Here is a 24,019-nt window from a genome sequence, read left to right on the forward strand (position 1 = left end):
TTACCGACTGGCCGGGAAATCCGGCCAGCGACGCCTTACGTTTTTAGGATGAGAACGACTATGTGGGAACGACATCTGTTTATTGTCGCGCTGACTCTCGCAGCAAGCGCACAAGGCATGGCCGCTGCATTGCCTGATGCCAGCAAACTGGTCTGGCACAGCATCACGTTTGGTCAGTCTACCGATATCAACTTTGCCACCAACGTATTGCCGGAAAAAATCGGCATGAATGAAACCCGTCTGGCCGACGGAAAAATCATCCCGTCAGACGGCACCTTGCTGACCACGCCATTTACCCTGGAAAGCCGTGGCGGCAAAGTGGGCAACAGCCACGACGGGCTGACCTATTTCTATACCCGCTTACCGGCACAGGCGAATTTCCGGCTGGAAGCAGACATTACCCTCAATCAGTTTGGCCCTGAAAACGGTGCGAAACCAGCGGGCCAGGAAGGCGCGGGGTTACTGGTACGCGACATTCTCGGCAACCCCCGTGAACCTGTCACTAAACCGGGCATCGAGGAGTTACCGGCCGCCTCCAATATGGTGATGAACAGCGTCATGGCGACCGGCGATAAACCGCCGGTGGTGGCACTTCTCGCCCGGCAGGGCGTGCAGCAACCCTGGGGCAATACCGGGATTGGCATGGTGCGTGAAAGCTATCATCCGCTGAATACGCCTGCGCATTTCTCGCTGCGCCTGACACGTACGGATTCGGGTTTTGAGGTCGCTTATGCCCCGCAGGGCAGCGACCAGTGGACCACCCGCACGGTGGAAGGTGCCGACCGCATCACCCAGCTTGATAAAACCGGGTACTACGTCGGCTTCTTCGCCTCGCGCAATGCCAGCATCACCGTGAATCACGCCACGCTGACGCTGTCCGCCGCGCAGACCTTGCCTTCCGCGCCTTACGTGACGCCGTCACTTAAAGCGCGCATTGAGGTGATGTCTTCACCGGTGATGGCCCGTCGTGACGGTGTCTTCCAGCTGCGCACCAACGGCGACGGTCAGTTGCAGATTATGCAGGAGAAAAAACCTTTGCTGCGCCAGAAAACGGTGCGGGGCGGAGAAATCATCAGCGTACCTTTTCACGCCGATAAGCCCTCAACCGCCCTCAGCGTGACCTTTACACCGGATAACGGCCAGCCGCTCACGCAGGAATTCCCGGTCAGTATGGCGCTGGTGAATAATCCTGATGAACTTTATGTCTCGCCGCAGGGCGTGGCGGGCAGTGACGGTTCACGCGCACATCCGCTGGATTTCTCCAGTGCGGTCAATTTGTTAGCACCAGGCGGTACGCTGTGGCTGGCAGACGGCGAATATCCGGTCAGCGTCATACCGGCCACCGCCAGCGGCAGGGAAAAAGCCATGAAAACGCTGCGTGCGGAGGGCGATAACGTGGTGTTCAGCGGGCTGAAACTGGAAGCCAGCTACTGGAATGTGCAGGGGATTACCGTCACCGGGAAAAGCTTCCACATCTCCGGCAGCTATAACCATCTCGACCGGATCAAGGCCCACCATGCCGATGACACCGGTATCTGGGTGGCTTCGCCGGACGGCATAGGACGGGCGCTCTGGGCCAGCCATAACCTGATCAGCAATTCGGAATCCTGGGGGAATCAGGATCCGGGGCGTAAAAATGCGGACGGATTTGCGGTGAAAATGCGCGTGGGTGAGGGCAACCGGCTGGTGAATTGTTATTCCCATGACAACATTGACGACGGCTTTGACCTGTTCAACAAAATTGAGGACGGCCCGAACGGCAGCGTGACCATCGAAAACAGCCTGTCTGTGCACAACGGCAGCAACGGTTTCAAACTGGGTGGCGAAGGGTTACCGGTGGCACACGTTGTCCGCCATAACGTGGCAGTCGAAAACGGCATGGACGGCTTTACCGACAACTTCAATCCGGGTGCGCTGGTGATTGAAAGCAACCGCGCGGTGGACAACAAACGCTTCAATTTCCTGTTCCGTCCTTCGCCCTACACCACCGCGGACAAGCAGGGAAGCTTCAGAGATAACCTGTCACTGCGCACCACGCCCGGCAAGTATGACGATGCGGTGAGCGGCAATGTCGATGACAGTAATTATTTCTACACCGGTCATCACAGCGTAAACAGAGCAGGGGAAATCATCACACCGGATAATTATCTCTCGCTGAAACTGCCTGAGCCTGTAACCCGTCATGCGGACGGCGCCTTTAATTATCAGCATTTTTTAGAAAAGAAATAAAAGAAGTCAGAATAAGTACGTGTCGTAAATACAAACATAAAAATACTACTCAATATCTCTGGGATTAATAACAACATGAAAAATAACAGACTGCTGCTCTGCGGTCTGCTGCTGGCCAGCGCCGGTAGTCAGGCTGTCACTATTGATCTTCGCCACGAATGGCTGGACGACAGTAAACAACATAAAGACCGGGCCATGGTGTCTCACCGGTTTGCCAACGGCTTTGGTTTTTCACTGGAAGCCAAGTGGAAATCCGGCGGAGACAACCCGAATAAACCCTTTAATAATCTGGTAGATAACGGTACTGAAAGCACCATCAGCTATCAGTATAAAGTGACACCGGCATTTTTCCTGCAACCCGGTTTTACCCTGGAGTCCAGTTCGGACAACAGTATCTATAAGCCGTTTTTAACCGCCGGATATACCTTCGACAGCGGCATCTATTTCAATGCCCGCTATCGTTACGAATATACCCGTTATACCAAAGAGAATACCGAAGACCGCAAAACAAACCGTGGCGAAATCTGGCTGGGTTATCGTCTTGCCGACTGGCGTTTCGAATATAACTATATTTATAAACACAGCGATCAGATTCTGTATGACAATGACAAGTGGGATTATGAGCAGGATTTAAAAGTGGCTTATAATATTAATAAGCAATGGACGCCTTATGCACAAATCGGTGATGTGTCGGTGAGAAAAACCACGGACGAAAGACAAACCCGTTTCCGTTTGGGGATCCAATATAATTTCTGATATCGCTTGATCAGGGTGTGACAGACGTCTTGCCGGTCAGTGATGGCTGACCGGCTATTTCCTCACTGAAATATAAACGAAACATTTTAAACTGCTTTTGCGGGTTGACAATAATATACGGCATGGGTAAATTGCACGAGCCAGAAGTAGCGGCCTTTATCCACTAATACATAAGAGACTAATGGACACAGTATTGCGAAACTCACCGGACGACGCTGATATAGCCCGCCGGAATATTAAACATGAAATCGATTGTGATCATTTCATCGTTTGGGTGTGCCTCGCCAGAGCCTGATGCTCTCGTGTAATCCCACCTCAACCTGAAGGTCACGGTCCCGAGGTGTGTTATGAAGTTCAAATTCCCCTTTTTTGCTGATGTCAAAACGCTGACATCCACTTTGCGTGTCCGCCCGTCTCGCGACAGGACGCTGGCTGCCCGCAATAAAGACTCGTCATCTCTTTTTTCTTCTAAAATCAACAGAATGAATCACTCTGTGACCACCTGGCGCGTCAGTCCCGTGACCGGCCAGCTGGAGCAGCGTTGTGTTTTTTCTGACAACGAAGAACCTCAAAGTCGGCTTTCCCCCGCCTGATTCAGCCCGTGGCATCTGCTGCGCTGAATTTCGTCCTTATTGACGCCTGACCGCGACGTCTTTTTATTATTTTCCTTTATGGAATGAATAAAGAGAACGGCGAAGCCATGCCGAAATAAAAGACTCATTATCGATTTCACTCTGTTTATTTTCTTTCTCAACGTAAGAGAAATAATAAACGGCGGGAGATCTTGTGCAATAAAGACGTAAACACCGATCGCTTAAATAACGCGAATGTCTTCGGCTGCCCGAAATATAAGACAGCCATACAACGGACGCGTTACCAGCGACAGGAGCACCACCATGACTGTACAAAACAAAACAGCAACTCCCCTGAAAAATCAGGACAAAAAAAAGCCGGCGCTTTCCATGCGTGCTGCGATGGAAGCCAGAAACGGCGTGGACGTGACGCTGATTAACGTCAATGCCACCCGCGAAGGGCTGACGGAATCCGCCGCCGCCCAGCGTCTGGAGAAACAGGGCTACAACGAAGTGGCCCACGACAAACCGCCTCACGCGCTGATCCAGCTGATCAGGGCGTTCAACAACCCGTTTATTTATGTGTTAGCGGTGCTCGCCATCATCAGTTTTTTCACTGATTTCTGGTTCCCGCTGCGCGCCGGTGAGGAAACGGATCTGGTGTCGGTCTATATCATCAGCGCGATGGTTGCCATCAGTGGGCTGGTGCGTTTCTGGCAGGAGCATCGCTCGGCAAAATCCGCGGAAGCGCTGAAAGCCATGGTACGCACCACCGCCAGCGTGTTGCGCCGCAATGCGGCCGGGCAGCAGGGCAAACTGCGTGAAATCCCGATGCGCGAACTGGTTGTGGGAGACATCGTGCAGCTCTACGCCGGGGACATGATCCCGGCCGACGTGCGGCTGATCGAATCCCGGGATCTGTTTATCAGCCAGGCGGTACTGACCGGTGAAGCCCTGCCGGTGGAAAAATATGACACGCTCGGCAACGTCGCGCAGAAATCTGCCAGCGACGTTGCGGCGGAAAACGAGAATCTGCTGGATATCCCGAATATCTGCTTTATGGGTACCAACGTGGTCAGCGGCACGGCGCAGGCCGTGGTGGTGGCGACCGGTCCGCGCACCTATTTCGGTTCGCTGGCAAAAGCCATTGTCGGCACCCGCGTCCAGACAGCGTTTGACCGGGGAGTCAACAGCGTCAGCTGGCTGCTGATCCGATTCATGCTGGTGATGGTGCCGGTGGTATTCCTCATTAACGGCATCATGAAAGGCGAATGGTGGGATGCCATGCTGTTTGCCGTGGCGGTCGCGGTCGGTCTGACACCGGAAATGCTGCCGATGATCGTCAGCGCCAATCTGGCGAAAGGTGCCGTGGCGATGGCGAAGCGCAAGGTGGTGGTCAAACGTCTGAACGCTATCCAGAATCTCGGCGCGATGGACGTATTGTGTACCGACAAAACCGGCACGCTGACGCAGGACAAAATCATTCTTGAGCACCACATGGATACCCACGGGCAAAAGAATGACGCCGTGCTGCAACTGGCGTGGCTGAACAGTTTCCATCAGAGCGGCATCAAAAACCTGATGGATCAGGCCGTGATCTATTTCTCAGACACCACGCCTGGCTTCGTCAAACCACAGGGCTACAGCAAAGTCGATGAAATGCCGTTCGACTTTATCCGCCGCCGTCTGTCGATTGTGGTGAAGGATCCGCAACAAAATCATCTGCTGGTGTGTAAAGGTGCCGTGGAAGAGATGCTCAGCATTTCCACCCACATGCAGGAAAACGGCAAGGTTGTGGCGCTGAGTGATTCCCGTCGTCAGGCGCTGCTGGCCATGGCGAATGACTACAACAAAGACGGTTTTCGCGTGCTGCTGGTCGCCACCCGCACCCTTCCTGCGGCAGAAACGAAAAAACAGTACGGCACCGACGATGAGCATGACCTGATCATCAGCGGGTTCCTGACCTTCCTCGATCCGCCAAAAGAGTCCGCAGGCCCGGCCATTGCAGCGCTGCGCGAAATCGGCGTGGCCGTAAAAGTGCTGACCGGCGATAACGCGGTGGTCACCCAGCGGATCTGCCGTCAGGTCGGGCTGGAGCCGGGCGAACCGCTGCTCGGGCCGCAGATTGAACGCCTCGACGACGCCACGCTGCAACAGCTGGCCGAAGAACGGACGGTGTTTGCCAAACTGACGCCGTTACAGAAATCGCGCGTGCTGAAAGCCCTGCAGGCCAACGGCCACACCGTGGGCTTCCTTGGCGACGGCATCAACGATGCGCCTGCGCTGCGGGATGCGGACGTCGGGATTTCCGTCGACAGCGGCACGGATATCGCCAAAGAATCGGCCGATATTATCCTGCTGGAAAAGAGCCTGATGGTGCTGGAAGAGGGTGTACTGAAAGGACGCGAGACGTTCGGCAACATCATGAAGTACCTGAACATGACCGCCAGTTCCAACTTCGGCAACGTGTTCTCGGTGCTGGTCGCCAGTGCGTTTATCCCGTTCCTGCCGATGCTGGCGATTCAGCTTCTGCTGCAAAACCTGATGTACGACATTTCTCAGCTCGCGCTGCCATGGGACAAAATCGATAAAGAGTTCCTGAAAAAACCGCGTAAGTGGGATGCCAAAAACATCGGCCGCTTCATGGTGTGGATTGGCCCGACGTCCTCGATTTTCGATATGACGACGTTTGCGGTCATGTGGTACGTGTTCAGCGCCAACAGCGAATCGATGCAGACCCTGTTCCAGTCCGGCTGGTTCGTCGAAGGTCTGCTGTCACAGACGCTGGTGGTGCACATGCTGCGTACCCAGAAAATCCCGTTCATTCAGAGCACTGCGGCATGGCCGGTCATGATGATGACCTGCCTGGTGATGGCGTTTGGTATTTACGTGCCGTTCTCACCGCTTGGCCCGATTGTCGGATTGCAGGCGCTGCCGTGGGAATACTTCCCGTGGCTGGCCGGTACGCTGCTGGCCTACTGCTGCGTGGCGCAGGGCATGAAAACCCTTTATATCCGTCGTTTCAAACAGTGGTTCTGATCCGCTGAACAAGGTGCCGCAGCCCATCGCGGCACCTGCTTTAACACTTTATTTGCTGTCAGTGAATAACAATGACAACCCTGAAAAAGGGGACTGCGATGTCCATGACCCATACCGTTACCACAATGACCACCCAATCCGGCACCACGCTGCTGATCAATCTGGCGGGCGCAATTGCGCTGCTGCTTTGGGGGTCCCATATGATTTCAACCGCGCTGCAACGCGGGTTTGGCACACCGCTGCGCAACTGGATGGGCCGTCACCTGACGCACCGCTGGATGGCGCTGCTGGCAGGGATCGGCATCACCGGTTTGCTGCAAAGCAGCACGGCGGTCAGCCTGATGGCGACCTCTTTTACCGCCGCCGGTACGCTGAGCCTGGCCCCGGCGCTGGCGGTGATGCTCGGCGCTAACGTCGGCTCCACGCTGGTCGTTCAGCTGATGAGTTTCAACACCGCGATTGCCATTCCACTGCTGATGCTGTGCGGATTTATGGTGTTCAAAATGCGCGATCACACCGGTTTTGAAAGCGCCGGTTGTGCGCTGATTGGCCTCGGCCTGATGCTGATGGCGCTCAGCCTGCTCGGTGCGACCCTCGGCCACATCGAAACCACCCCGGTTTTCCATGCCGTGATGCAGGGGCTGGAGGGCGATACGCTGATTGCGCTGCTGGTGGCGATCATTCTCACCCTGATTTGCCATTCGAGCGTGGCGGTGATTTTGCTGATTGCGTCCCTTGCCGCCACCGGCGTCATGACCCCGGTCACCGCCATGGTGCTGGTGCTCGGCGCGAATATCGGCGGTGCACTTCCGCCGGTGCTCAATGCCGGGTCTGCCGTCGCACGCCGTCTGCCGGTAGGCAATCTGCTGATCCGCGGCGCAGGCTGCGTGGTGGCGCTGGCGATGATGCCGCTGCTCAGCCAGCTCGCCGGGCGTCTGGCGCTGACCACGCCGCAGCTGGTGGTGTGGTTCCACACGGCCTTCAGCGCGGTGCTGGCAGTGGCCTTTATCGGCCTGACCGCCCCGATGGCACGCCTGCTCGAACGTTTACTGCCCGAGGCTGAGCGCACCGGCAGCGCCGCCATGCCGATGTATCTCGATGAAGCCGGGCTGGATATCGCCTACATCGGGCTGTCCAATTCGGTGCGGGAATCCCTGCGCGCCGCTGACATGCTCAATACCATGCTCGACCGGCTTCGTGCGCTGTTTAACGCACCTCACAGACATTCAGCGGCGGAAATCCGCCAGCTGGATCACCAGCTCGATGGTCTGAGCGCGGCGATCCGCGCTTATCTCGCCGATCTGGGGCACGACGGCCTGAGTGACGCCGACGCTGACCGCGCGCAGGAAATCCTGATGTTTGTGATCAACGTGGAGCACGCGGGCGACATTCTTTCCAGCAGCCTGGCGCAGTTAGCCACGCGCCGCTCCCTGCGCGGTGAGCTGTTCAGCGAGTTCGAATTGCACAACATCGGTCTGCTGCACACGGAAATGCTCACCAGCCTGCGTCTGGCGGTTACCGCATTTCTGGGCGAGGACCTGGCGGCGGCACATCAGCTGGTCAGGCGTAAAGACGTTATCCGCCAGATCGAGGCCACCGCCAGCCGTGAGCATTTTAAAAAGCTGCGTGATGATAAAAGTGCCTGGGCGGAATCCGGCGATATTTTCCAGCGTGTGCTGCGCGATTACCGCCGCGTGCATCACCATATCGCCGCCGTGGCCTACCCGGTCATTGATCGTCTGAGTGATGAGAACGGCAGGGCAGACACACTCCCGCACGCCTGATAACAACAATAAAAATAAAGGAGTTCACCGATGAGAGTGCTTATCTGCGCCGGGCGTTTTTACGCTGATATTCATACTGTCGAACGGGTGCTGGAGCTTTATGCCCACAGCCAGCACATCCGCGTGCTGATCCACGGCGGGCATCAGTCGCTCGGCGCAATGATTGAACGCTGGGCGCGCGATGCAGACGTGCACGTGGTGCGTTACCCCGCTAACTGGGCGTTACACGGCAAATATGCAGAAATCCGCCGTAACCTTTTCATGATTGAAGACAGCCGGCCAGATATTATCCTGGCGTTTTCCGGCGGAGAGGATACGGCAGAATGCATAAAGCTTGCCCGTCAGGCCGGGATAAAAGTGATGGAAATGGACGATGCCCTGTAAACCCTGAGATGCCATGCGCGGGGCTTTTCAGGTCTGAAAGCCCCGGTGCTCCTGTCTGGAATAATCTGATAATCCCGGTGAGGCGGTCATAAGGGGCTATAGTTAATGGATTGCAAAAAGCAAGAGGCACAGCATCTGATTGTGCCCGGCCTCACAAACAGGAGCATTACTTTGACGACTATCACGCAGGACACCACCGCGGAAACACCCCCCAATCCCGCCATTTGCGGCGGGGATTATGCTTTCTTCTTCGATGTCGATGGCACCCTGGCTGAAATTTGCCCCGAGCCTGACGCCGTTACGATCCCGGTCAGCGTACGAAACAATCTGCACAGCCTCTCGGCGGCCTGTGGCGGCGCAGTCGCGCTGATTTCCGGTCGCCCGATTGAGCAACTGGATCAGCTCGCCGCGCCGTTGATTTTCCCGGCAGCCGGTGTACATGGCGCAGAAATGCGCGACAGCGCGGGGAATTTCCACCGCGTCAGCCTGCCCGAGGGCGTCGCCGGACCGCTGGAACAGATGCTGGAGCAGGGCATGGCCGCCATGCCGGGCACGCTGCTCGAAGCCAAAGGCATGGCGTTCGCACTGCATTACCGTCAGGCGGAAAACTATCAGCAGCAGGTGTTGCAGCTGGCAGAAGCCGCGGTGGCGAAGTTTCCTGAGCTGATGCTTCAGCGTGGAAAATGCGTGGCTGAAATCAAGCCGCGTGGCAATGACAAAGGTGCGGCCATCGCTGCCTTTATGCAGCAGGCACCTTTCGCCGGGCGTACCCCGGTTTTTGTCGGGGATGACCTGACGGACGAAAAAGGTTTTCAGGCCGTGAGTGCCTTGCACGGTATTACGGTAAAAGTCGGTGAAGGGCAAAGCCATGCGCGTTATCGCCTCAGCCGGGTTGCAGATGTTCACGCGTGGATTGCACAGATCCTTGAACAGGCAACGTTACAACGTCACACCCTCAATAATGAAAATAATGAACAAGAAAAGGAGTCCAGTTTATGAGCCGCCTGGTTGTTGTTTCTAACCGTATTGCTATCCCTGATGGGTCAAAATCTGCGGGGGGTCTGGCCGTAGGTATTGTGGATGCGTTGAAAAATACCTCAGGTCTGTGGTTTGGCTGGAACGGTGAGATCAGCGAAATTTCTGAGAACGAAGACGATGACATGAGCGTGGTGGAAGACGACGGCATTACTTATGCCTCCGTTCCGCTCAATCAAAACGATTACGATCTCTATTACTGCCAGTTCTCCAATGCCGTTCTGTGGCCCGCGCTGCATTACCGTATCGATCTGGTGGATTACCAGCGTGAAGCCTGGGAAGGCTATTGCCGGGTCAATGACCTGCTGGCGAGAAGATTACTGCCGCTGCTGAAACCGGACGATATTCTGTGGATCCACGATTATCATTTACTGCCGTTTGCCGCCGCGCTTCGCAAACTGGGCGTGACTAACCGCATCGGGTTTTTCCTGCACATTCCGTTCCCGACGCCGGAAATTTTCAACGCCGTGCCGCCGCACAATGAACTGCTGGAAATGATGTCCCAGTATGATCTGCTCGGTTTCCAGACCGAAGGCGACCGCCTGGCATTTCTGGATAACCTGGGTGAACTGACCACCTTGCAGCCTACCGGCACTTACATGCATCAGGCGTTTGGCAACACGTTCAGCACCGGCGTGTACCCGATAAGCATCGCGCCGGACAGCATCAAAGAGATGGCCGAAGGGCCGCTGCCTTCAAAACTGGCAGCGATGGAGCAGGAGCTGCGCGAAGCCCAGAACATCATTTCCTGTGAACGCCTTGATTACACCAAAGGGTTGCCGGAGCGTTTTCTGGCGTTCGAAGCGTTGCTGGAGAAATTCCCGCAGCACCGCGGCAAAGTGCGTTATTCGCAAATCGCCCCGACGTCGCGCGGTGATGTGCAGGCCTATCAGGATCTGCGTCATCAGCTGGAGACAGAAGTGGGGCGCATCAACGGCAAGTACGGCAGCCTGAACCAGACGCCGCTGTTCTATCTCAACCAGCATTTCCAGCGCAGTTTACTGATGAAACTGTTCCGCCTGACTGACGTCGGGCTGGTGACGCCGCTGCGCGATGGCATGAATCTGGTGGCGAAAGAGTATGTGGCCGCGCAGGATCCGAAAGACCCTGGTGTGCTGGTACTTTCACAGTTTGCCGGTGCGGCGACTGAACTGACCGCAGCACTCATCGTCAACCCTTACGACCGTGACGATGTGGCGGCGGCGCTGGATAAAGCGCTGACCATGCCGCTGGAAGAGCGTATTGAACGTTACAACGACATGATGGACGTTTTGCGCAAAAACGACATCGCGAACTGGGGCGACACCTATCTGAAAGATTTGAACGCCATTTCCGCTCACAGCATCGGTCATGACGCTGTGGCGTAAGGTTTTCGTCGCATTCACCCTTTTGATACAGCCCTGAGTCCGGGCTGTATTCTTTTCAGCAATGCAGAGGCTTGTAGCATATGGAAAATACACAATTTCCGATGAAGGAAGCGAATGAAACTGAGGTGGCAGACGATCGCCTGACTGAGCTTGAACCCATTGAACTGATCCTCGAAAGGATGATGGACGCCGAGCCGGAACCGGAAATGATCGAAGGCTTGCCGCACTCGGATGCGCTGACGCCCGCTGACCGTTATCTCGAACTGTTTGTGGCGGTACAGTCCTCGCACCTGTTTGAAGACAGCAAAACCTTCCCCGACTGCCCGCCGAAAATGGATCCGCTGGACATTTTATTGCGCTACCGCCGGATTAAAAACCATCCCGGATTCAATTTACAGCGTTTCGTGGATGCCCACTTTTCGCTGCCCGCCAACCACAGCGACGAGTATGTCAGCGATCCGGGCGATTCCCTGAAAGAGCACATCGACAAACTCTGGCCGGTACTCACCCGTCAGCCGGAAGATCATGTGCCCTGGTCCTCGCTGCTGCCACTGCCGCAGGCGTATGTCGTGCCGGGCGGGCGTTTCAGTGAAACCTATTACTGGGATTCCTACTTCACCATGCTCGGTCTGGCGGAAAGCGGACGTAACGATCTGCTGCGCACCATGGCGGATAACTTCGCCTGGATGATCGAGATTTATGGCCACATCCCTAACGGTAACCGCACCTATTACCTCAGCCGCTCGCAGCCCCCGATTTTTGCGCTAATGGTGGAACTGTTTGAAGAAGACGGTGTGCGCGGCGCAAAACGTTATCTCGATCATCTGCTGATGGAGTACGAATTCTGGATGGACGGCGCCGAGTCGCTGACGCCGAATCAGGCCTATCGTCACGTGGTCTGCCTGCCGGATGGCACGCTGCTCAACCGTTACTGGGATGACCGTGATACCCCGAGAGATGAATCCTGGCGGGAAGATGTGGAAACCGCCAGGCTGTCGAGCCGCCCGGCGAACGAAGTCTACCGCGACCTGCGCGCAGGGGCAGAATCCGGCTGGGATTACTCCTCTCGCTGGCTGCGCGACGCCGACCGCCTCGCCAGTATCCGCACTACGCAGTTTATTCCGGTCGATCTCAATGCGTTCCTGTACAAACTGGAAAGCGCTATCGCCAATATTTCCGGGCTGAAGGGCGATAAAACCACGCAGGTCCGTTTTCGCGAAAAAGCCGAGGTGCGCCGCGAGGCCATCAACCGCTATCTGTGGGATGAAGACGGCGGGTGCTTCCGCGATTACGACTGGCACCAGCAGCACATGGCACTGTTCTCTGCGGCAAGCGTGGTGCCGCTTTACGTCGGCCTTGCCACCCACGCTCAGGCGGAAAGGCTGGCGACCGCGGTGCAGGAACGCCTGCTCACGCCGGGCGGTATTCTGGCGACGGAATATGACACCGGCGAACAATGGGATAAACCCAATGGCTGGGCACCGCTGCAATGGATGGCCATTCAGGGCTTTAAACTTTACGGCAATGACGCGCTCGGCGACCAGATTGCCCGCAGCTGGCTGAAAACCGTGAACCAGTATTATCAGCAGCATCATAAACTGATCGAGAAATACCATATCTCCGGCGACGCCTCACGGGCGGGCGGCGGCGGCGAATATCCGCTACAGGACGGCTTCGGCTGGACGAATGGCGTGGTTCGGCGGTTGATTGGTTTGTATGGCGAGAATTACGAGTAACCGCTGCAAAAAAGCAACCGACATTTAAAAAACCTTTCACTCCCGGAAAATAATGATTCCGGGAGTGAGTTGACGTAACAAATTAATATTACATTTTAATATTAATCAGAACAGAATTTAACTCTGCGGATAATCAGAAAGCTTGATGTTATTAAAGTCACCTGATGATGACGCGGTGAAATCACCATAATTACCTTGGTCATCAATAATACGGAATGTGACCGGATATTCAAACGTTTCCACTGAAGGGTTAGCCGTGTCTTTAATAGACATCCGGGTGAAACAGACCGTGCCCGCGCGGTTATTTACCTTGATTTCATAACTGTCTGTTGCCGTTGCAGACTGATAGGTAATTGTCTGTTTTTCCGCACTGTCCAGCGGCCAGGCAAATTGCTGAACGCAACGGACTGGCTCATTGAAAAGTGCAAACATATTCAGAACACCATAATTCCACTCAACAGAAACAATCGGATTACCATTTTTCAATGTAAGATAGTAATTATCCTGATCCATCGTCACGCCATCAGCTAAAGGCTTCGAGTTAGAGGTGTTCTCATATACGAAATTAACATCCGCTACAGTATAGGAAATTGGCGCTGTGCCACGACAACTGACGTGACTACTAAAAGGGTCTGTAATAGTGGTGACAAGCGACTCATCAGGCATGAGAACAGAGGCGCCGATAGAGACAGGCTCCGCCACCACGGTACTCACCCAAAAACTGAAAGACTGAACGCCAGACAATGGACCGGCTCCCGAGACGGCTGTCGCAGGGGAGACAGGATTATTATTCGGTTTTGCTGATTTTCTAAAAGACCAGTCGTAAACAAAGCGGTCGCTTTTATTAGAGTCGATTAAATTCAGATGGTTAATATCAAATTCTGTCAGCTGAACCGGATAGCCTTTAGCATCGACAACTTTAATATCGACAATGACTTCAATCTGTTGATTTCCATTCGCCGTGACAGTCGTTGAACTTTCACCAGAAGGCAGTCTTACTGCAAATTCTTCAACTTTAGACCATGTGGATCGGGACATAGTATTTCCTTTGGTAGCGTTAATAGTAGATTGGAATGAAACAGGCACAACATTTGATGGGTGCAAATTACTACCGGAGAAGTTTAAGAACTAATGATTACGCAACACAAAAATAATCATCAAACTAAAAATAATTAATCCCGAATTAATCACGATGAAAAAAAATAACAACGATCTGATTTACGCATCATTTATACATAAAATAGAGTCATAATGTGACGGACACGGCAAAAAGAAAGGGTATTGCAATGTCCTGTCAATCATCATAAACCCACACAGGCTCGCGCCGGTGGCGAATATCCGCTACAAGGCGGCTTCGGCTGGACGAAGGGCGTGGTTCGGCGACGGATGGGTTTGTATGGCGAGAATGGCGAGTAACCGCCGCAGCAACGGGGGACCGGCAGGATAAGCACGATATAAATACCGTTTCACTCCCGGAAAGAGTATTCAGGGAGTGAATTCACAAAAAATGAATATGACTTAAAAAGAAACTTAACTCTGCGGATAATCAGACAACCCGATGGAATTGAATCCATTTGTTGCTGACACAGTAAAGTCACCATTCGATGTAAAAAATTCAGGGGCGCCCTAAAAATGATATAAATTTAAAAATTAGAATTTATTAATATCATTATCAACGTACTATCAGTCCTGCTGTTTTATTCCCGGCAGCGCCTCTGAGAACCGCACCGTTATCGCATCCCGCTCATAGCCCTGACGCTCAGTCAGGATCTTATACAGCTCGGGACGGCGTCCTGACAGCCAGCGGCGACCGGTACACATGGGAATTAATGAGAGATCGAGCTCCGCACACACCATCGCATCAGCCGCTGCCCAGGTTTCCCGCACAATGCGGCCATACGGGTCGAGGATCATCGCATTGCCGGTGCGCACTTCGTCATCGTCAGCCCCGACGCCATTGCTGAACAGAATAAACAGCCCGTTATCATGCGCGCGGGCAGGGAGCCAGCGCATCAGCCATTCACGACCGCTGGGGCCTTTAAACGCTGCGGTGATTTCGGCCTTGCGCTCAGCGCGTTGCGCCCAAAGTTCCAGAGGGATCGGCTTCATGCCATGCGGGCTGCGGGAATGCGTTCCGCCGGTCTGGTGCGGAGCCAGCAGAATATCCGCGCCGAGCAGCGCGGTGGCACGCACGTTTTCCACCAGATTATTATCCCAGCAGATCAGGATGCCCACCTTCACGCCCCGCGGCGTATCAAATACCGTAAAGCCCTCGCCGCTGCTGATTGCCGGATGCTCAAAGGCGTGCAGCTTGCGGTGGGTATGCAGCGAACCGTCCGGCATGCAGGCCACGTAGGCGTTATAGAGATGCCCGTCCGGGGCGCGCTCGATCAATCCCGCGCCAATCAGCATCTGATGTTTCATGGCAAGGGCGCGGATAAGGCCGACAGACGGGCCGGTTTCCACCGGTTCCGCCAGCGCTTCTACGCCTGCCACGCTGAGTTTTGGCACATGCCAGTAGCCCGTGATGCACATCTCGGGAAACGCGAGGATTTTCACCCCTTCAATGGCCGCCTGGCCGATAAATTTCTCCATCATCATCAGGTTATATTTCTTGTCACCCGCCTGATGCTGGAACTGAATCACTGCCGCCTTAATTAACTGATTTTCATGCATCGCTGTTCTCCGGTCGTTTCAGGTTTATCTGTTGACGCTGGTATTACAGCAATGACGTTGATAACTTTATAATGAATGATTTTCCATCCCTGATAACCAACCGGAATGACAAATGAACCTTCGTTTACTTAACGCTTTTGTGGTTCTGGCTGAAAAACAGAATTACGCCAGCGCCGCCGACGCACTTTCCATCTCTCAACCGGCGCTGACCAAGCAAATAAATCTGCTGGAATCGATGCTCAGTGTGACGCTGTTTGCACGCGGTAGGCACGGCACATGCCTGACCGCCGGAGGGAAATTACTCCTCCCGCAAGCGCAGAAAGCCCTCAGGCAAACCGCCGTGTTTTTACACCACGCCGATCAGGTCGCCAGAGGCCGCGAAGGGGTGATTGCCGCCGGATTCGGGCTGTCGAGCTTTCTCTTTGCGCCTCAGTGCATTGCAAAATTCAGGTCGGAATATCCGGGGGTGGCGTTCACTCTGGAAGATCTGCCTTCCGCTAAGCAATACGAAATGCTGCAAACCGGCGAGTTGCAGGCAGGCTTTGTCCGCACCCCGGCGCCCGCACAACTCAGCTATCACACCTTGTTTGAAGACCGGCTGGTGTTAATCACACCTCATAAAAACGATTTGAGCGCCGCAGAGTGGCTGAAAAAATTGCCTTTATTGCGGCTCTACAATGAACGCGGGCGCGGTCTGAATGCACAGACCGACCGCTTTCTTGAAGAAAACCGGCTTGAGGTATGTGCCACGCAGCAGGCGGAAGATATCCAGACGCTGGTGGCGCTGGTGATTGCCGGCATTGGCGTGGCGCTGCTACCACACAGCGTCACGCACATCGCACCGCCGGGGCTGAACATTCTGCCGCTGACCGGCAGCGCAACCTGCTGGGAAGTGGGTATCGCGTGGGACCCGCAGACCACGGATGTCATTCGCGATAATTTTGTGAAGATGGTGAACGCCTGCGTGGCTGAAAGCGAGTAGACACAGCAGCCCCTTAGGCGGGGCGGCTCCTTTCACGATGGCTTATTCTTTCCTTCCTTTTCCATCACCAGGCTCATTGCCGCAGGCAGCACCGTCAGCGTTACCAGCGTGGCGACCATCAGTCCGCCAATGATCGCGAAGGCCATCGGCCCCCAGAATACCTGGTGGGAAATCGGGATCATCCCGAGGATCGCCGCGCAGGCGGTCAGCAGGATAGGGCGGGCGCGGTGTGCGGCGGCGGCGATAATCGCGGCGTTGTTCTCCATGCCGTTGCGGCTGTTGTGATCGACTTCATTAATGAGGATCACCGCATTGCGGATAATCATCCCCGCCAGAGCAATCACCCCCAGCAGCGCGACAAATCCCATCGGCGTGCCGGTCGGCAGCATCGCCAGCACAATGCCGATCAGCCCAAATGGCGCCATCATCAACGCCAGCAGCATGCGGGAAAAACGCTGAAGCTGGATCATCAGCAAGATAAGCATTGCGCACAACGTCACCGGCAGCATGGCGTACACCGAACGGTTGCCCTTGTCCGATTCAGCCACCGTACCGCCTTCCTCAATGTGATAACCGGCAGGCAGTGAGGCCTGCAGGCGCGATACCTGCGCAGACAATTGCCGGGAGAGCGTTTCGGCACTCATGCCCGGCGCGAGATCGGTTTGCACCGTGATGAACGGCAGCAGCTGATGCCGCCAGATCACCGGTTCATCAATGCCCCATTCCGGCGTAGCGACCTGCGCCAGCGGGATTTTTGCTCCGCCGGAAGTGGTCAGCATCATGCCTGAAATCGTGTCGATGTCCTGACGTTCTGCGTCGTTGCCGCGCATGATCACGTCCACCAGCCGGTTACGATCCCGCACCGTGGTGATGATGCTGCCGGAATAGAGGGTGTTGAGCGTCTCTGCCAGCGATTCGGAAGAGACGCCCGCAGCCCGTGCGGCAGTCTGATTGACGCGCAGGGTAATGGCGCGCTCCGGCTCGCCCGCGGTGAGGTTCACCTCGCGCGCGCCGGGGTTATTTCCGGTCAGGGTCGCCAGCTGGCGGGCGATGCTCTGGACTTTGGCATAATCCGCGCCGCTGACCCGATATCTCAGCGGCCAGCCAACCGGCGGCCCCAGCTCCAGCGGTGAAACGCGGGTGGTCAGATCGCTGAAATGGCGCGCCAGCTCGGTTTCCAGTTGTTGCCGCAGGCGGTCACGCGCCTCAAGATCTTTGGCGACCACCACCAGCTGCGCCGTATTTTCATTGTCGCTCAGCACATCCATCGGCAGATAAAAACGAATCGCGCCGCCACCCACATAGCTGGAGTAGTGATCGACGTTGCGGTTTCCGCGCAGGGTGCGCTCCAGTTTTTCGGTCTGCCGCGCGGTTTCTGTCTGCGACGCATTTGCCGGTAACGTCAGGCTGACCAGCAATTCAGGGCGATCGGAGGCCGGAAAGAATTCACCCTGCATAAACGTCGTGCCGTAAAGGGCAATCAGCAGCGCCGCCACCGCGCACGCCACGGTCAGCAGGCGGTGACGCAGCGCAGTAAGCAGTAACCGCTGATAAAAACGCATCAGCCTGCCCGGTCCGGCGTGAGGATGTTTTACCTGCGAGGAAAGCAGCCAGGTGCCCATCAGCGGCGAAAACAGAATCGCCACCACCCACGAGCTGAGCAGGGAAATCAGCACCACGGCAAACAGCGATAAACAATATTCTCCGGCGCTGGAGGCTGCAAACCCCACCGGAATAAAGCCGGCGATCATCACCAGCGTGCCGGTCAGCATCGGGAATGCGGTGGTTTCGAAAGCATAGGTGGCCGCGCGCCAGCGGCTGTCGCCCGCTTCAAGCCTTGACACCATCGCCTCCACGGTGATCATCGCGTCATCCACCAGCAGGCCGAGCGCAATGATCAGCGCGCCGAGGGAGATGCGTTGCAGGCCGATATTGGCCAGCAGCATGCCGGTGAAGGTCATCGCCAGCACCAGCGGGATCGCCGCCGCCACCACCAGACCGGCGCGGGTGCCCAGCGACACAAAAGACACCGCCAGCACGATGGCAATCGCCTCCAGCAGCACCCGCACAAATCCACTCACCGCCTGCGCCACCACGGCGGACTGATCGGCGACTTTGGTCATTTCGATCCCGTGCGGCAGGCGTTTGCCGATATCGGTCATCTGCTGGTTAACCGCCTGGCCGAAGTCTGTCATGTTGCCGCTGGCGGCCATCGATATCGCCAGACCAATGGCGGGCTGGCCGTTCACCCGAAAGGCGAGGGCAGGCGGAGACTGAGTCTGGCGGCTGAGGGTGGCGATATCGGTCAGCGGAATATAGCGGTCGTTGATATGCAGCGTCACATCGCGCAGATTTTCTTCCGAATTCAGCGCGCCGCTGACCCGCAGCGAAATATTCTCTTTGTCACTGTGTATTGTCCCGGCGGGCACCACCGCATTCTGTGCTTTCAGCGCACTGGTGACCTGCTGTAAATCAATTCCCATTCCGGCCAGCTTACGCGGTGAAAAGGCGATGACGATTTGCTCTTCCTGTTCACCGAGCAGACTGACTTTACCGATGTCCGGCACGGACATCAGGCTGCGGCGGATCCCTTCCACCTGATCGCGCAACTCCCGCATGCTGTAACCTTCCGCGGTAAACCCGTAGAGGGTGCCAAAGGTGTCGGCGAACTCATCGTTGACCGCGACGGTCTGCACGCCCTGCGGCAGTGACGGGCTGATATCCTGCATTTTTTTACGGACCTGATACCAGACATCTGCCACCGCGGCGGGCGGCGTGTCGTCGCGAAGATTGACCATAATGATCGTCTGCCCGGCGCGGGTTTCGCTTTGCACGTAATCCAGATGCGGCGTTTCCTGAAGTTTTTTCTCCAGCAGATCGGTGAGCAGGCTGACCGTGTCATGGACGCTGGCACCCGGCCACTGCGCCGAGACCACCGCCGTTTTAATGGTAAACGCCGGATCTTCGTTGCGCGGCAGATTCTCATAACTGAGCACGCCCGCCACCATGATCATCAGCATGAAAAAGATCATCAGTTGCTGATGCCCCAGCGCCCAGCCGGAAAGGTTAAACGTCTCTTTAAGGGAACGCGGGCTCATGGATTGCTCTCCTGAGCGATGACTTTTTCACCCTGACGCAGTTTGCTGACGCCTGCGGTGACCACCGCGTCTCCGGCGACGATCCCGGCGCAGACAGAGATGTCATCGGTGGTGTAGCGGCCAAGAGTCACTTCGCGCAGCTGCAAACGCTGGCTTGCGCGGTCAACCACAAACACCGCCGGTTTATTGCCAATGCGGGTGAGGGCCGAGGCGGGCAGGGAAATCATCGTCTGGCCGGATTGCTGCCACGCCCCCTGAACGCTGGCACCCAGCGCCATGGCCGGTGGCGGATTATCCAGCGTCACGCGCACCCGCCAGGTGCGGGTTTGTGGATCGGCCTGCGGGCTGATGTCGCGCAGATGCCCGGACGTGCGAACGGCGGGATCGGAGAGCAGGGAAACGGACACCGCGCTCTGTTGCGTCAGGGCTTGCGGTGTGGCGACATTAAACACCGCATCGCGTGCGTTGCTGCCTGCCACTGTTACCACCGCCTGACCGCTGCTGACCACCTGGCCCGCAGAGGCGCTGACGGCGGTGATCACGCCGTCGTCCGGGGCGGTCAGCCGCGTCCACGCCAGATTATCCTGCGCCGTTTTCAGGCTGGATTCGCTGCTCTGACGGCGCGACAACGCGGCCTGCCAGTCTGACTGCGCAGTATCAAACTGTGCGCGGGATATCGCCCCTTGCGGCATCAGCAGTGTCATCCGATGCAGGTTCAGCGCCGCCACCCGTTCGGCGGCGCGCGCGCTGTTCAGATCGGCCCTGGCGCTGCTGAGCTGATTCTGACTGGTATCGCTTTCCTGCGTGGCCAGTAACTGCCCGGCGCGCACGTGATCACCCACGTCAACGGCGCGGCTGATCAGACGTCCGTCTTGCCGGAAACTCAGCGTGACGTCGTCATGGGCCCGGATTTCACCGGTTTGCAGCAGGGTGCTGGCCCCCGAGGGAGCAGGCGCGATGATAAACCGCACCGGACGCGCAGGGGCTTCAGATTTTTTCTTCTGATCATGGCAGGCGGTGAGCGCTAACCCGAGCGGGATCAGCAGCAAAAAAGGCCACAGGGCGCGCAGGCGTTGTGAGCCGGTGAGGTGGCAAATGGCCCGGCTGGCGTAATCGGTGAATGTGTCTGTCATGACCCGGTTCCTGAATTGAGATGGCGCTATTCAAACCGGGTTATGTCCAGATTCCCTGTATGTTTCATCAAGGAAAATTCAAGACGGGCAATTTATTTGCCCGTCCTGTTAAAAACGCGTTACGCGTCAGGAAGGAATACTGAAATTTGCAGGCCGCCGCTGTCCGGCAGGATAGCGCGGATGGTGCCGCCGTGCGCCACGCAGATCGCCCTGGCGATTGACAGCCCCAGCCCGCTGCCGCCGGAATCGCGGGCGCGCGAGGATTCTGCGCGGGTGAAACGCTCGAACATGTCAGGCAAAAAGCCCGCCGTGACGCCTGGCCCGAAGTCACGAAACGCAATCTCTATCCCGCCCGCCAGCTTGCGGACGTTCACTTCCAGACGCTCGCCTTCTGCGGCGTAGCGCAGGGCATTCTCCATCAGGATGGTGAACACCTGGGCAAGGCGGAACGGATCGCCGACGCAGGTATAAGGCCGTGACGGGTTTATCTCAATCGCCATGCCCGCCGCTTCGGCCTGCGGTTTAAGCCAGGCGGCGCGTTCGAGCAGCAGATCGGTGAGATTAAGCGTGACAGGCGTCAGCTGGAGTTGTCCGGCGTCAGCCAGCGAAAGCAGATGAAGTTCGTCCGTCAGACGGCTGAGGTGGCGAAGCTGCTTCATCACCATATTCAGCTGCTGAGGTTCCGGCTCAAACACACCGTCGATCATGCCCTGCAACCGGCCAATGGCGGCGGTCAGCGGCGAGCGTAACTCATGCGCCATCGCCACATGCGAGGCGCGCAGTTCACGATCGTAACGTTCCAGCTGCCCGGTCATGGCGTTAAAGTTTTCCGTCAGCTGGATAAGCTCCGCCGGTGCCTTTTCCACCTTTTCAGCGCGCGTGCTGAATTCCCCGCGCGCCACCGATCCCGCCGCCGCCGCCAGCCTGCTCACCTGCGCCGAAAGCGGACGCGCAGCGCGCAACCCGAGTACAACGATAAAAGGGATGACGGTCAGCACCAGCACGCCGACGGTGATCCAGTCCGAAGACGCAATGCTGGGATCGGAGTAGCGGATCCCCCAGCGCTCATCGACAATCTGGTGAAAACGCGCCAGATTCAGCGCGGGCTGTTCGCGCAACAGGGCAAACTCCTCTCTCATCGAGACAGGCATATGGTGGAGGATCCATAAATTCTGGATGACAAACCTCAGCCACATGCACAAGGCGATAAGCACCACGGATCCGATCGCCAGCGTCAGAACACGCAGGCAGATCCAGCGCCACAGAGACTGATGTTGTGGCTTTTTCATGGCTGTCTGAACCTGTAACCGATACCGCGCACGTTGATCAGGACATTCAGAATGCCTGCCAGCTCAAGTTTTTTACGCAAGTTATAGATGTGGGTATCCACCACGCGCTCCAGCGCTTCGCTTTCCGGCAGGCAGCGTTCCAGCAGTTGCTGACGGGTAAAGGGGCGCGTGGGGGCGCCCATCAGTATCACTAACAGCGCGAACTCAGTGGGCGTCAGCTCGAGGCTTTTCGGCATGCCGTCAGCGTCAGTCACCGTGGTGGTGAGCGATTCGGTATCCACCTCAAGCCCCTGCCAGCGCAGGAGTTCGGCCTGGCGGGTTTGCGGTGCGGCACGGCGCAGAACGGCCTGAACGCGCGCCACCACTTCGCCGGGATTATAAGGCTTCACCACATAATCATCCGCGCCGTAACGCAGCGCGCCAATACGGTCAGGCGCATCGCCCATGGCGGTGACCATAATCACCGGCGTATCACGGGTACGGCGCAGGGTCGAGAGCACTTCAGTCCCGTTCATGCCGGGCAACATCACGTCGAGCAGGATCAGATCAGGCTTCCAGCTGCTCACCATCTCCAGCCCCAGCAACCCGTCGCCCGCCACCTTCACCTCATAATTTTCACGTTTCAGGTAGGCCTCAAGAACGCCCGCCGCATCGGCATCATCTTCTATAACCAGCACTCGTTTAGTCTGCATTGAGGTGACCTTGACAGTTTCTTCATAATTCCCAAGCAGTTTATTGACACTGCCTCTCCATACTTCCCGCTTCGGACGTGCCCTGAACCCCTTCCTGGCCGTCAAACATCGGGTAACGAGGAATTCATGATAACCAGAAAACTGATCATGCACATGACATGTGTTGCATTCACCACCACCGCAACGGTCGCCTGGGCAGAAGACAGCACTACACCGGCGTCAAGTTTCACGCTGGGCGTCGGCGTGCAGAACGCGCCGAAATACAGCGGTTCAGACAAGCGCCACACGCTCATAGCCCCGGTGATTCAGGCGCGTGACGGCGCGTTTTTCTTCGACGGCCTGAAAGGCATCGGCTACGACCTGCAAAGCGATAACGGGTTATATCTGGAGCACACTTTGGGTTACAGCCTCGGACGAACCGAAAAGGACTCCACCTGGCGAGACGGTTCAAAAGAGCTGAAGGGCATGGGCTCGATCAAAGCGGTGATGAACACCTCCGTGGCGGTTGGCTGGCAGGCCACCAGCTGGTTTTCGATGGAGGGGAAAGCCACCTTGCCGCTGACCGACGGGCAGGGCGGACAATATCAGGCATCGCTGACGGTGCTGCCGTGGCAGGACGAGACGGATACCGTGGCGCTGCAATCGGCGGCGCTGTTTGGTGACAGCCGTTACATGCAGACGTTTTACGGGGTGAACAGCGCCCAGAGTGAACGCAGCGGTTATGCACGCTATCAGCCGGGCGGCGGGTTTTACGGCATCAATACGAATTTAACCTGGAGCCATCAGTTTTCACCGCACTGGGCGACGGTGTTAATCGGCGGATATACCTGGCTTGACGATCACGCCGCCGACAGCCCGATCGTGTTTCGCCGCAATCAGGCCACCGCCTCCGCGGCGCTGCTCTACACCTTTTAACCCTCCGGACAGAGCGCAGGATGAATATCGATACACGGGTTATACTGCTTATATTGCTGCTGTACGCGCTCTTAAACAGCGTATTTTTTGTTTTTTTCCGCGCCTGACAGACAGGGGGGTTCCCCCCCCTTTTATCGTCATCAGGCCTTCTGAATACCGCCCTCCGGCGGTGTCTGCCTGCCCATTTAACAGCAATTTAGTGCCTTATTAATGCCCGCGTAACAGAGTTATGGCAGCATTATCGGTCATAAAATCAGCATGTTATTGATTCATATGAAAAAGAATAAACAATTCTATACAAAATAAGTTATTGAGCCGGGGGCAAAAAAGCC

Annotated in this window: 17 protein-coding genes and 1 pseudogene; 12 read left to right on the forward strand and 6 right to left on the reverse strand. The window is 56.4% G+C overall.

What is annotated here, in order from left to right; translation table 11 throughout:
- The first annotated feature begins 60 nt into the window (after positions 1-60).
- The 9 genes from ACQZQY_RS22970 (at position 61) to ACQZQY_RS23010 (ending at position 12,902) form a co-directional block, all read left to right on the forward strand.
- The gene (locus ACQZQY_RS22970) at positions 61-2,229 is read left to right on the forward strand and encodes a right-handed parallel beta-helix repeat-containing protein (protein ID WP_431297297.1); all 2,169 of its coding nucleotides are present in this window, start codon (positions 61-63) and stop codon (positions 2,227-2,229) included.
- Positions 2,230-2,304: 75 nt separating this feature from the next.
- The gene (locus ACQZQY_RS22975; protein ID WP_056773898.1) at positions 2,305-2,985 is read left to right on the forward strand and encodes an oligogalacturonate-specific porin KdgM family protein; all 681 of its coding nucleotides are present in this window, start codon (positions 2,305-2,307) and stop codon (positions 2,983-2,985) included.
- Between the two features lie 347 nt (positions 2,986-3,332).
- Complete coding sequence (locus ACQZQY_RS22980; protein WP_056773901.1) at positions 3,333-3,578, forward strand: hypothetical protein; 246 nt, start codon at positions 3,333-3,335, stop codon at positions 3,576-3,578.
- 303 nt (positions 3,579-3,881) lie between these two features.
- Complete coding sequence (mgtA, locus tag ACQZQY_RS22985; RefSeq protein WP_431297298.1) at positions 3,882-6,596, forward strand: magnesium-translocating P-type ATPase; 2,715 nt, start codon at positions 3,882-3,884, stop codon at positions 6,594-6,596.
- Between the two features lie 98 nt (positions 6,597-6,694).
- On the forward strand, positions 6,695-8,380 hold the full coding sequence (locus ACQZQY_RS22990) for a Na/Pi cotransporter family protein (protein ID WP_431297299.1): 1,686 nt from the start codon (positions 6,695-6,697) through the stop codon (positions 8,378-8,380).
- 30 nt (positions 8,381-8,410) lie between these two features.
- Positions 8,411-8,764: a DUF2493 domain-containing protein gene (locus tag ACQZQY_RS22995; protein WP_056773910.1), complete on the forward strand. Its 354-nt coding sequence runs from the start codon at positions 8,411-8,413 to the stop codon at positions 8,762-8,764.
- A gap of 171 nt (positions 8,765-8,935) precedes the next feature.
- On the forward strand, positions 8,936-9,763 hold the full coding sequence (gene otsB, locus ACQZQY_RS23000; RefSeq protein WP_431297300.1) for a trehalose-phosphatase: 828 nt from the start codon (positions 8,936-8,938) through the stop codon (positions 9,761-9,763).
- Positions 9,760-11,166, forward strand: a complete 1,407-nt coding sequence (gene otsA / locus ACQZQY_RS23005) for an alpha,alpha-trehalose-phosphate synthase (protein WP_056773915.1) — start codon at positions 9,760-9,762, stop codon at positions 11,164-11,166. Before otsB ends, otsA begins: the two co-directional genes overlap by 4 nt.
- A 101-nt stretch (positions 11,167-11,267) precedes the next feature.
- Positions 11,268-12,902, forward strand: a complete 1,635-nt coding sequence (locus ACQZQY_RS23010) for an alpha,alpha-trehalase TreF (protein ID WP_235533419.1) — start codon at positions 11,268-11,270, stop codon at positions 12,900-12,902.
- A 117-nt stretch (positions 12,903-13,019) separates the two neighbouring features.
- On the opposite strand, the gene ACQZQY_RS23015 is transcribed toward ACQZQY_RS23010, so the two are convergent.
- Complete coding sequence (locus ACQZQY_RS23015) at positions 13,020-13,940, reverse strand: hypothetical protein (RefSeq protein ID WP_431297301.1); 921 nt, start codon at positions 13,938-13,940, stop codon at positions 13,020-13,022.
- A gap of 288 nt (positions 13,941-14,228) precedes the next feature.
- On the opposite strand from ACQZQY_RS23015, the pseudogene ACQZQY_RS23020 reads away from it, so the two are divergent.
- Positions 14,229-14,318, forward strand: a pseudogene (locus ACQZQY_RS23020) (hypothetical protein); the annotation flags it as partial.
- Positions 14,319-14,585: 267 nt separating this feature from the next.
- Here the strand turns inward: ACQZQY_RS23020 and ACQZQY_RS23025 are convergent.
- Complete coding sequence (locus ACQZQY_RS23025; RefSeq protein WP_431297302.1) at positions 14,586-15,578, reverse strand: nitrilase family protein; 993 nt, start codon at positions 15,576-15,578, stop codon at positions 14,586-14,588.
- Between the two features lie 112 nt (positions 15,579-15,690).
- Between ACQZQY_RS23025 and ACQZQY_RS23030 the strand changes: the two genes are divergently transcribed.
- A complete protein-coding gene (locus ACQZQY_RS23030; RefSeq protein WP_431297303.1) occupies positions 15,691-16,560 on the forward strand; it encodes a LysR family transcriptional regulator in 870 nt (289 codons plus the stop codon).
- 32 nt (positions 16,561-16,592) lie between these two features.
- Here the strand turns inward: ACQZQY_RS23030 and ACQZQY_RS23035 are convergent, their stop codons facing one another.
- The 4 genes from ACQZQY_RS23035 to ACQZQY_RS23050 all read right to left on the reverse strand — a co-directional run bounded on the left by ACQZQY_RS23035 (position 16,593) and on the right by ACQZQY_RS23050 (position 22,772).
- Complete coding sequence (locus tag ACQZQY_RS23035) at positions 16,593-19,658, reverse strand: efflux RND transporter permease subunit (protein ID WP_431297304.1); 3,066 nt, start codon at positions 19,656-19,658, stop codon at positions 16,593-16,595.
- Positions 19,655-20,791 (reverse strand): efflux RND transporter periplasmic adaptor subunit, encoded by a 1,137-nt coding sequence (locus ACQZQY_RS23040; protein WP_431297305.1) that lies wholly within the window; start codon positions 20,789-20,791, stop codon positions 19,655-19,657. The genes ACQZQY_RS23035 and ACQZQY_RS23040 overlap by 4 nt, the downstream gene beginning before the upstream one ends.
- A gap of 119 nt (positions 20,792-20,910) precedes the next feature.
- Entirely contained in the window at positions 20,911-22,080 is a 1,170-nt protein-coding gene (locus ACQZQY_RS23045) for a sensor histidine kinase (protein ID WP_431297306.1), read from the reverse strand.
- On the reverse strand, positions 22,077-22,772 hold the full coding sequence (locus ACQZQY_RS23050) for a response regulator (protein WP_421671076.1): 696 nt from the start codon (positions 22,770-22,772) through the stop codon (positions 22,077-22,079). Before ACQZQY_RS23050 ends, ACQZQY_RS23045 begins: the two co-directional genes overlap by 4 nt.
- A gap of 126 nt (positions 22,773-22,898) precedes the next feature.
- On the opposite strand from ACQZQY_RS23050, the gene ACQZQY_RS23055 reads away from it, so the two are divergent.
- A complete protein-coding gene (locus ACQZQY_RS23055) occupies positions 22,899-23,687 on the forward strand; it encodes a MipA/OmpV family protein (RefSeq protein ID WP_431297307.1) in 789 nt (262 codons plus the stop codon).
- Positions 23,688-24,019 lie beyond the last annotated feature (332 nt).

The sequence above is a fragment of the Rahnella sp. PAMC25559 genome, assembly GCF_050632365.1.
Lineage (GTDB): Bacteria > Pseudomonadota > Gammaproteobacteria > Enterobacterales > Enterobacteriaceae > Rahnella > Rahnella rivi.

What these genes read in the sequence shown, in the direction of transcription:
- ACQZQY_RS22995 (WP_056773910.1), top strand. Translation starts at nt 8,411, where the DNA reads ATGAGAGTGCTTATCTGCGCCGGGCGTTTTTACGCTGATATTCATACT.
- ACQZQY_RS23055 (WP_431297307.1), top strand. Translation starts at nt 22,899, where the DNA reads ATGATAACCAGAAAACTGATCATGCACATGACATGTGTTGCATTCACC.
- ACQZQY_RS23030 (WP_431297303.1), top strand. Translation starts at nt 15,691, where the DNA reads ATGAACCTTCGTTTACTTAACGCTTTTGTGGTTCTGGCTGAAAAACAG.
- otsA (WP_056773915.1), top strand. Translation starts at nt 9,760, where the DNA reads ATGAGCCGCCTGGTTGTTGTTTCTAACCGTATTGCTATCCCTGATGGG.
- ACQZQY_RS23025 (WP_431297302.1), bottom strand. Translation starts at nt 15,578, where the DNA reads ATGCATGAAAATCAGTTAATTAAGGCGGCAGTGATTCAGTTCCAGCAT.
- ACQZQY_RS23050 (WP_421671076.1), bottom strand. Translation starts at nt 22,772, where the DNA reads ATGCAGACTAAACGAGTGCTGGTTATAGAAGATGATGCCGATGCGGCG.
- ACQZQY_RS23015 (WP_431297301.1), bottom strand. Translation starts at nt 13,940, where the DNA reads ATGTCCCGATCCACATGGTCTAAAGTTGAAGAATTTGCAGTAAGACTG.
- ACQZQY_RS22980 (WP_056773901.1), top strand. Translation starts at nt 3,333, where the DNA reads ATGAAGTTCAAATTCCCCTTTTTTGCTGATGTCAAAACGCTGACATCC.
- ACQZQY_RS22990 (WP_431297299.1), top strand. Translation starts at nt 6,695, where the DNA reads ATGTCCATGACCCATACCGTTACCACAATGACCACCCAATCCGGCACC.
- ACQZQY_RS22970 (WP_431297297.1), top strand. Translation starts at nt 61, where the DNA reads ATGTGGGAACGACATCTGTTTATTGTCGCGCTGACTCTCGCAGCAAGC.
- mgtA (WP_431297298.1), top strand. Translation starts at nt 3,882, where the DNA reads ATGACTGTACAAAACAAAACAGCAACTCCCCTGAAAAATCAGGACAAA.
- ACQZQY_RS22975 (WP_056773898.1), top strand. Translation starts at nt 2,305, where the DNA reads ATGAAAAATAACAGACTGCTGCTCTGCGGTCTGCTGCTGGCCAGCGCC.
- ACQZQY_RS23045 (WP_431297306.1), bottom strand. Translation starts at nt 22,080, where the DNA reads ATGAAAAAGCCACAACATCAGTCTCTGTGGCGCTGGATCTGCCTGCGT.
- ACQZQY_RS23010 (WP_235533419.1), top strand. Translation starts at nt 11,268, where the DNA reads ATGAAGGAAGCGAATGAAACTGAGGTGGCAGACGATCGCCTGACTGAG.
- ACQZQY_RS23035 (WP_431297304.1), bottom strand. Translation starts at nt 19,658, where the DNA reads ATGAGCCCGCGTTCCCTTAAAGAGACGTTTAACCTTTCCGGCTGGGCG.
- ACQZQY_RS23040 (WP_431297305.1), bottom strand. Translation starts at nt 20,791, where the DNA reads ATGACAGACACATTCACCGATTACGCCAGCCGGGCCATTTGCCACCTC.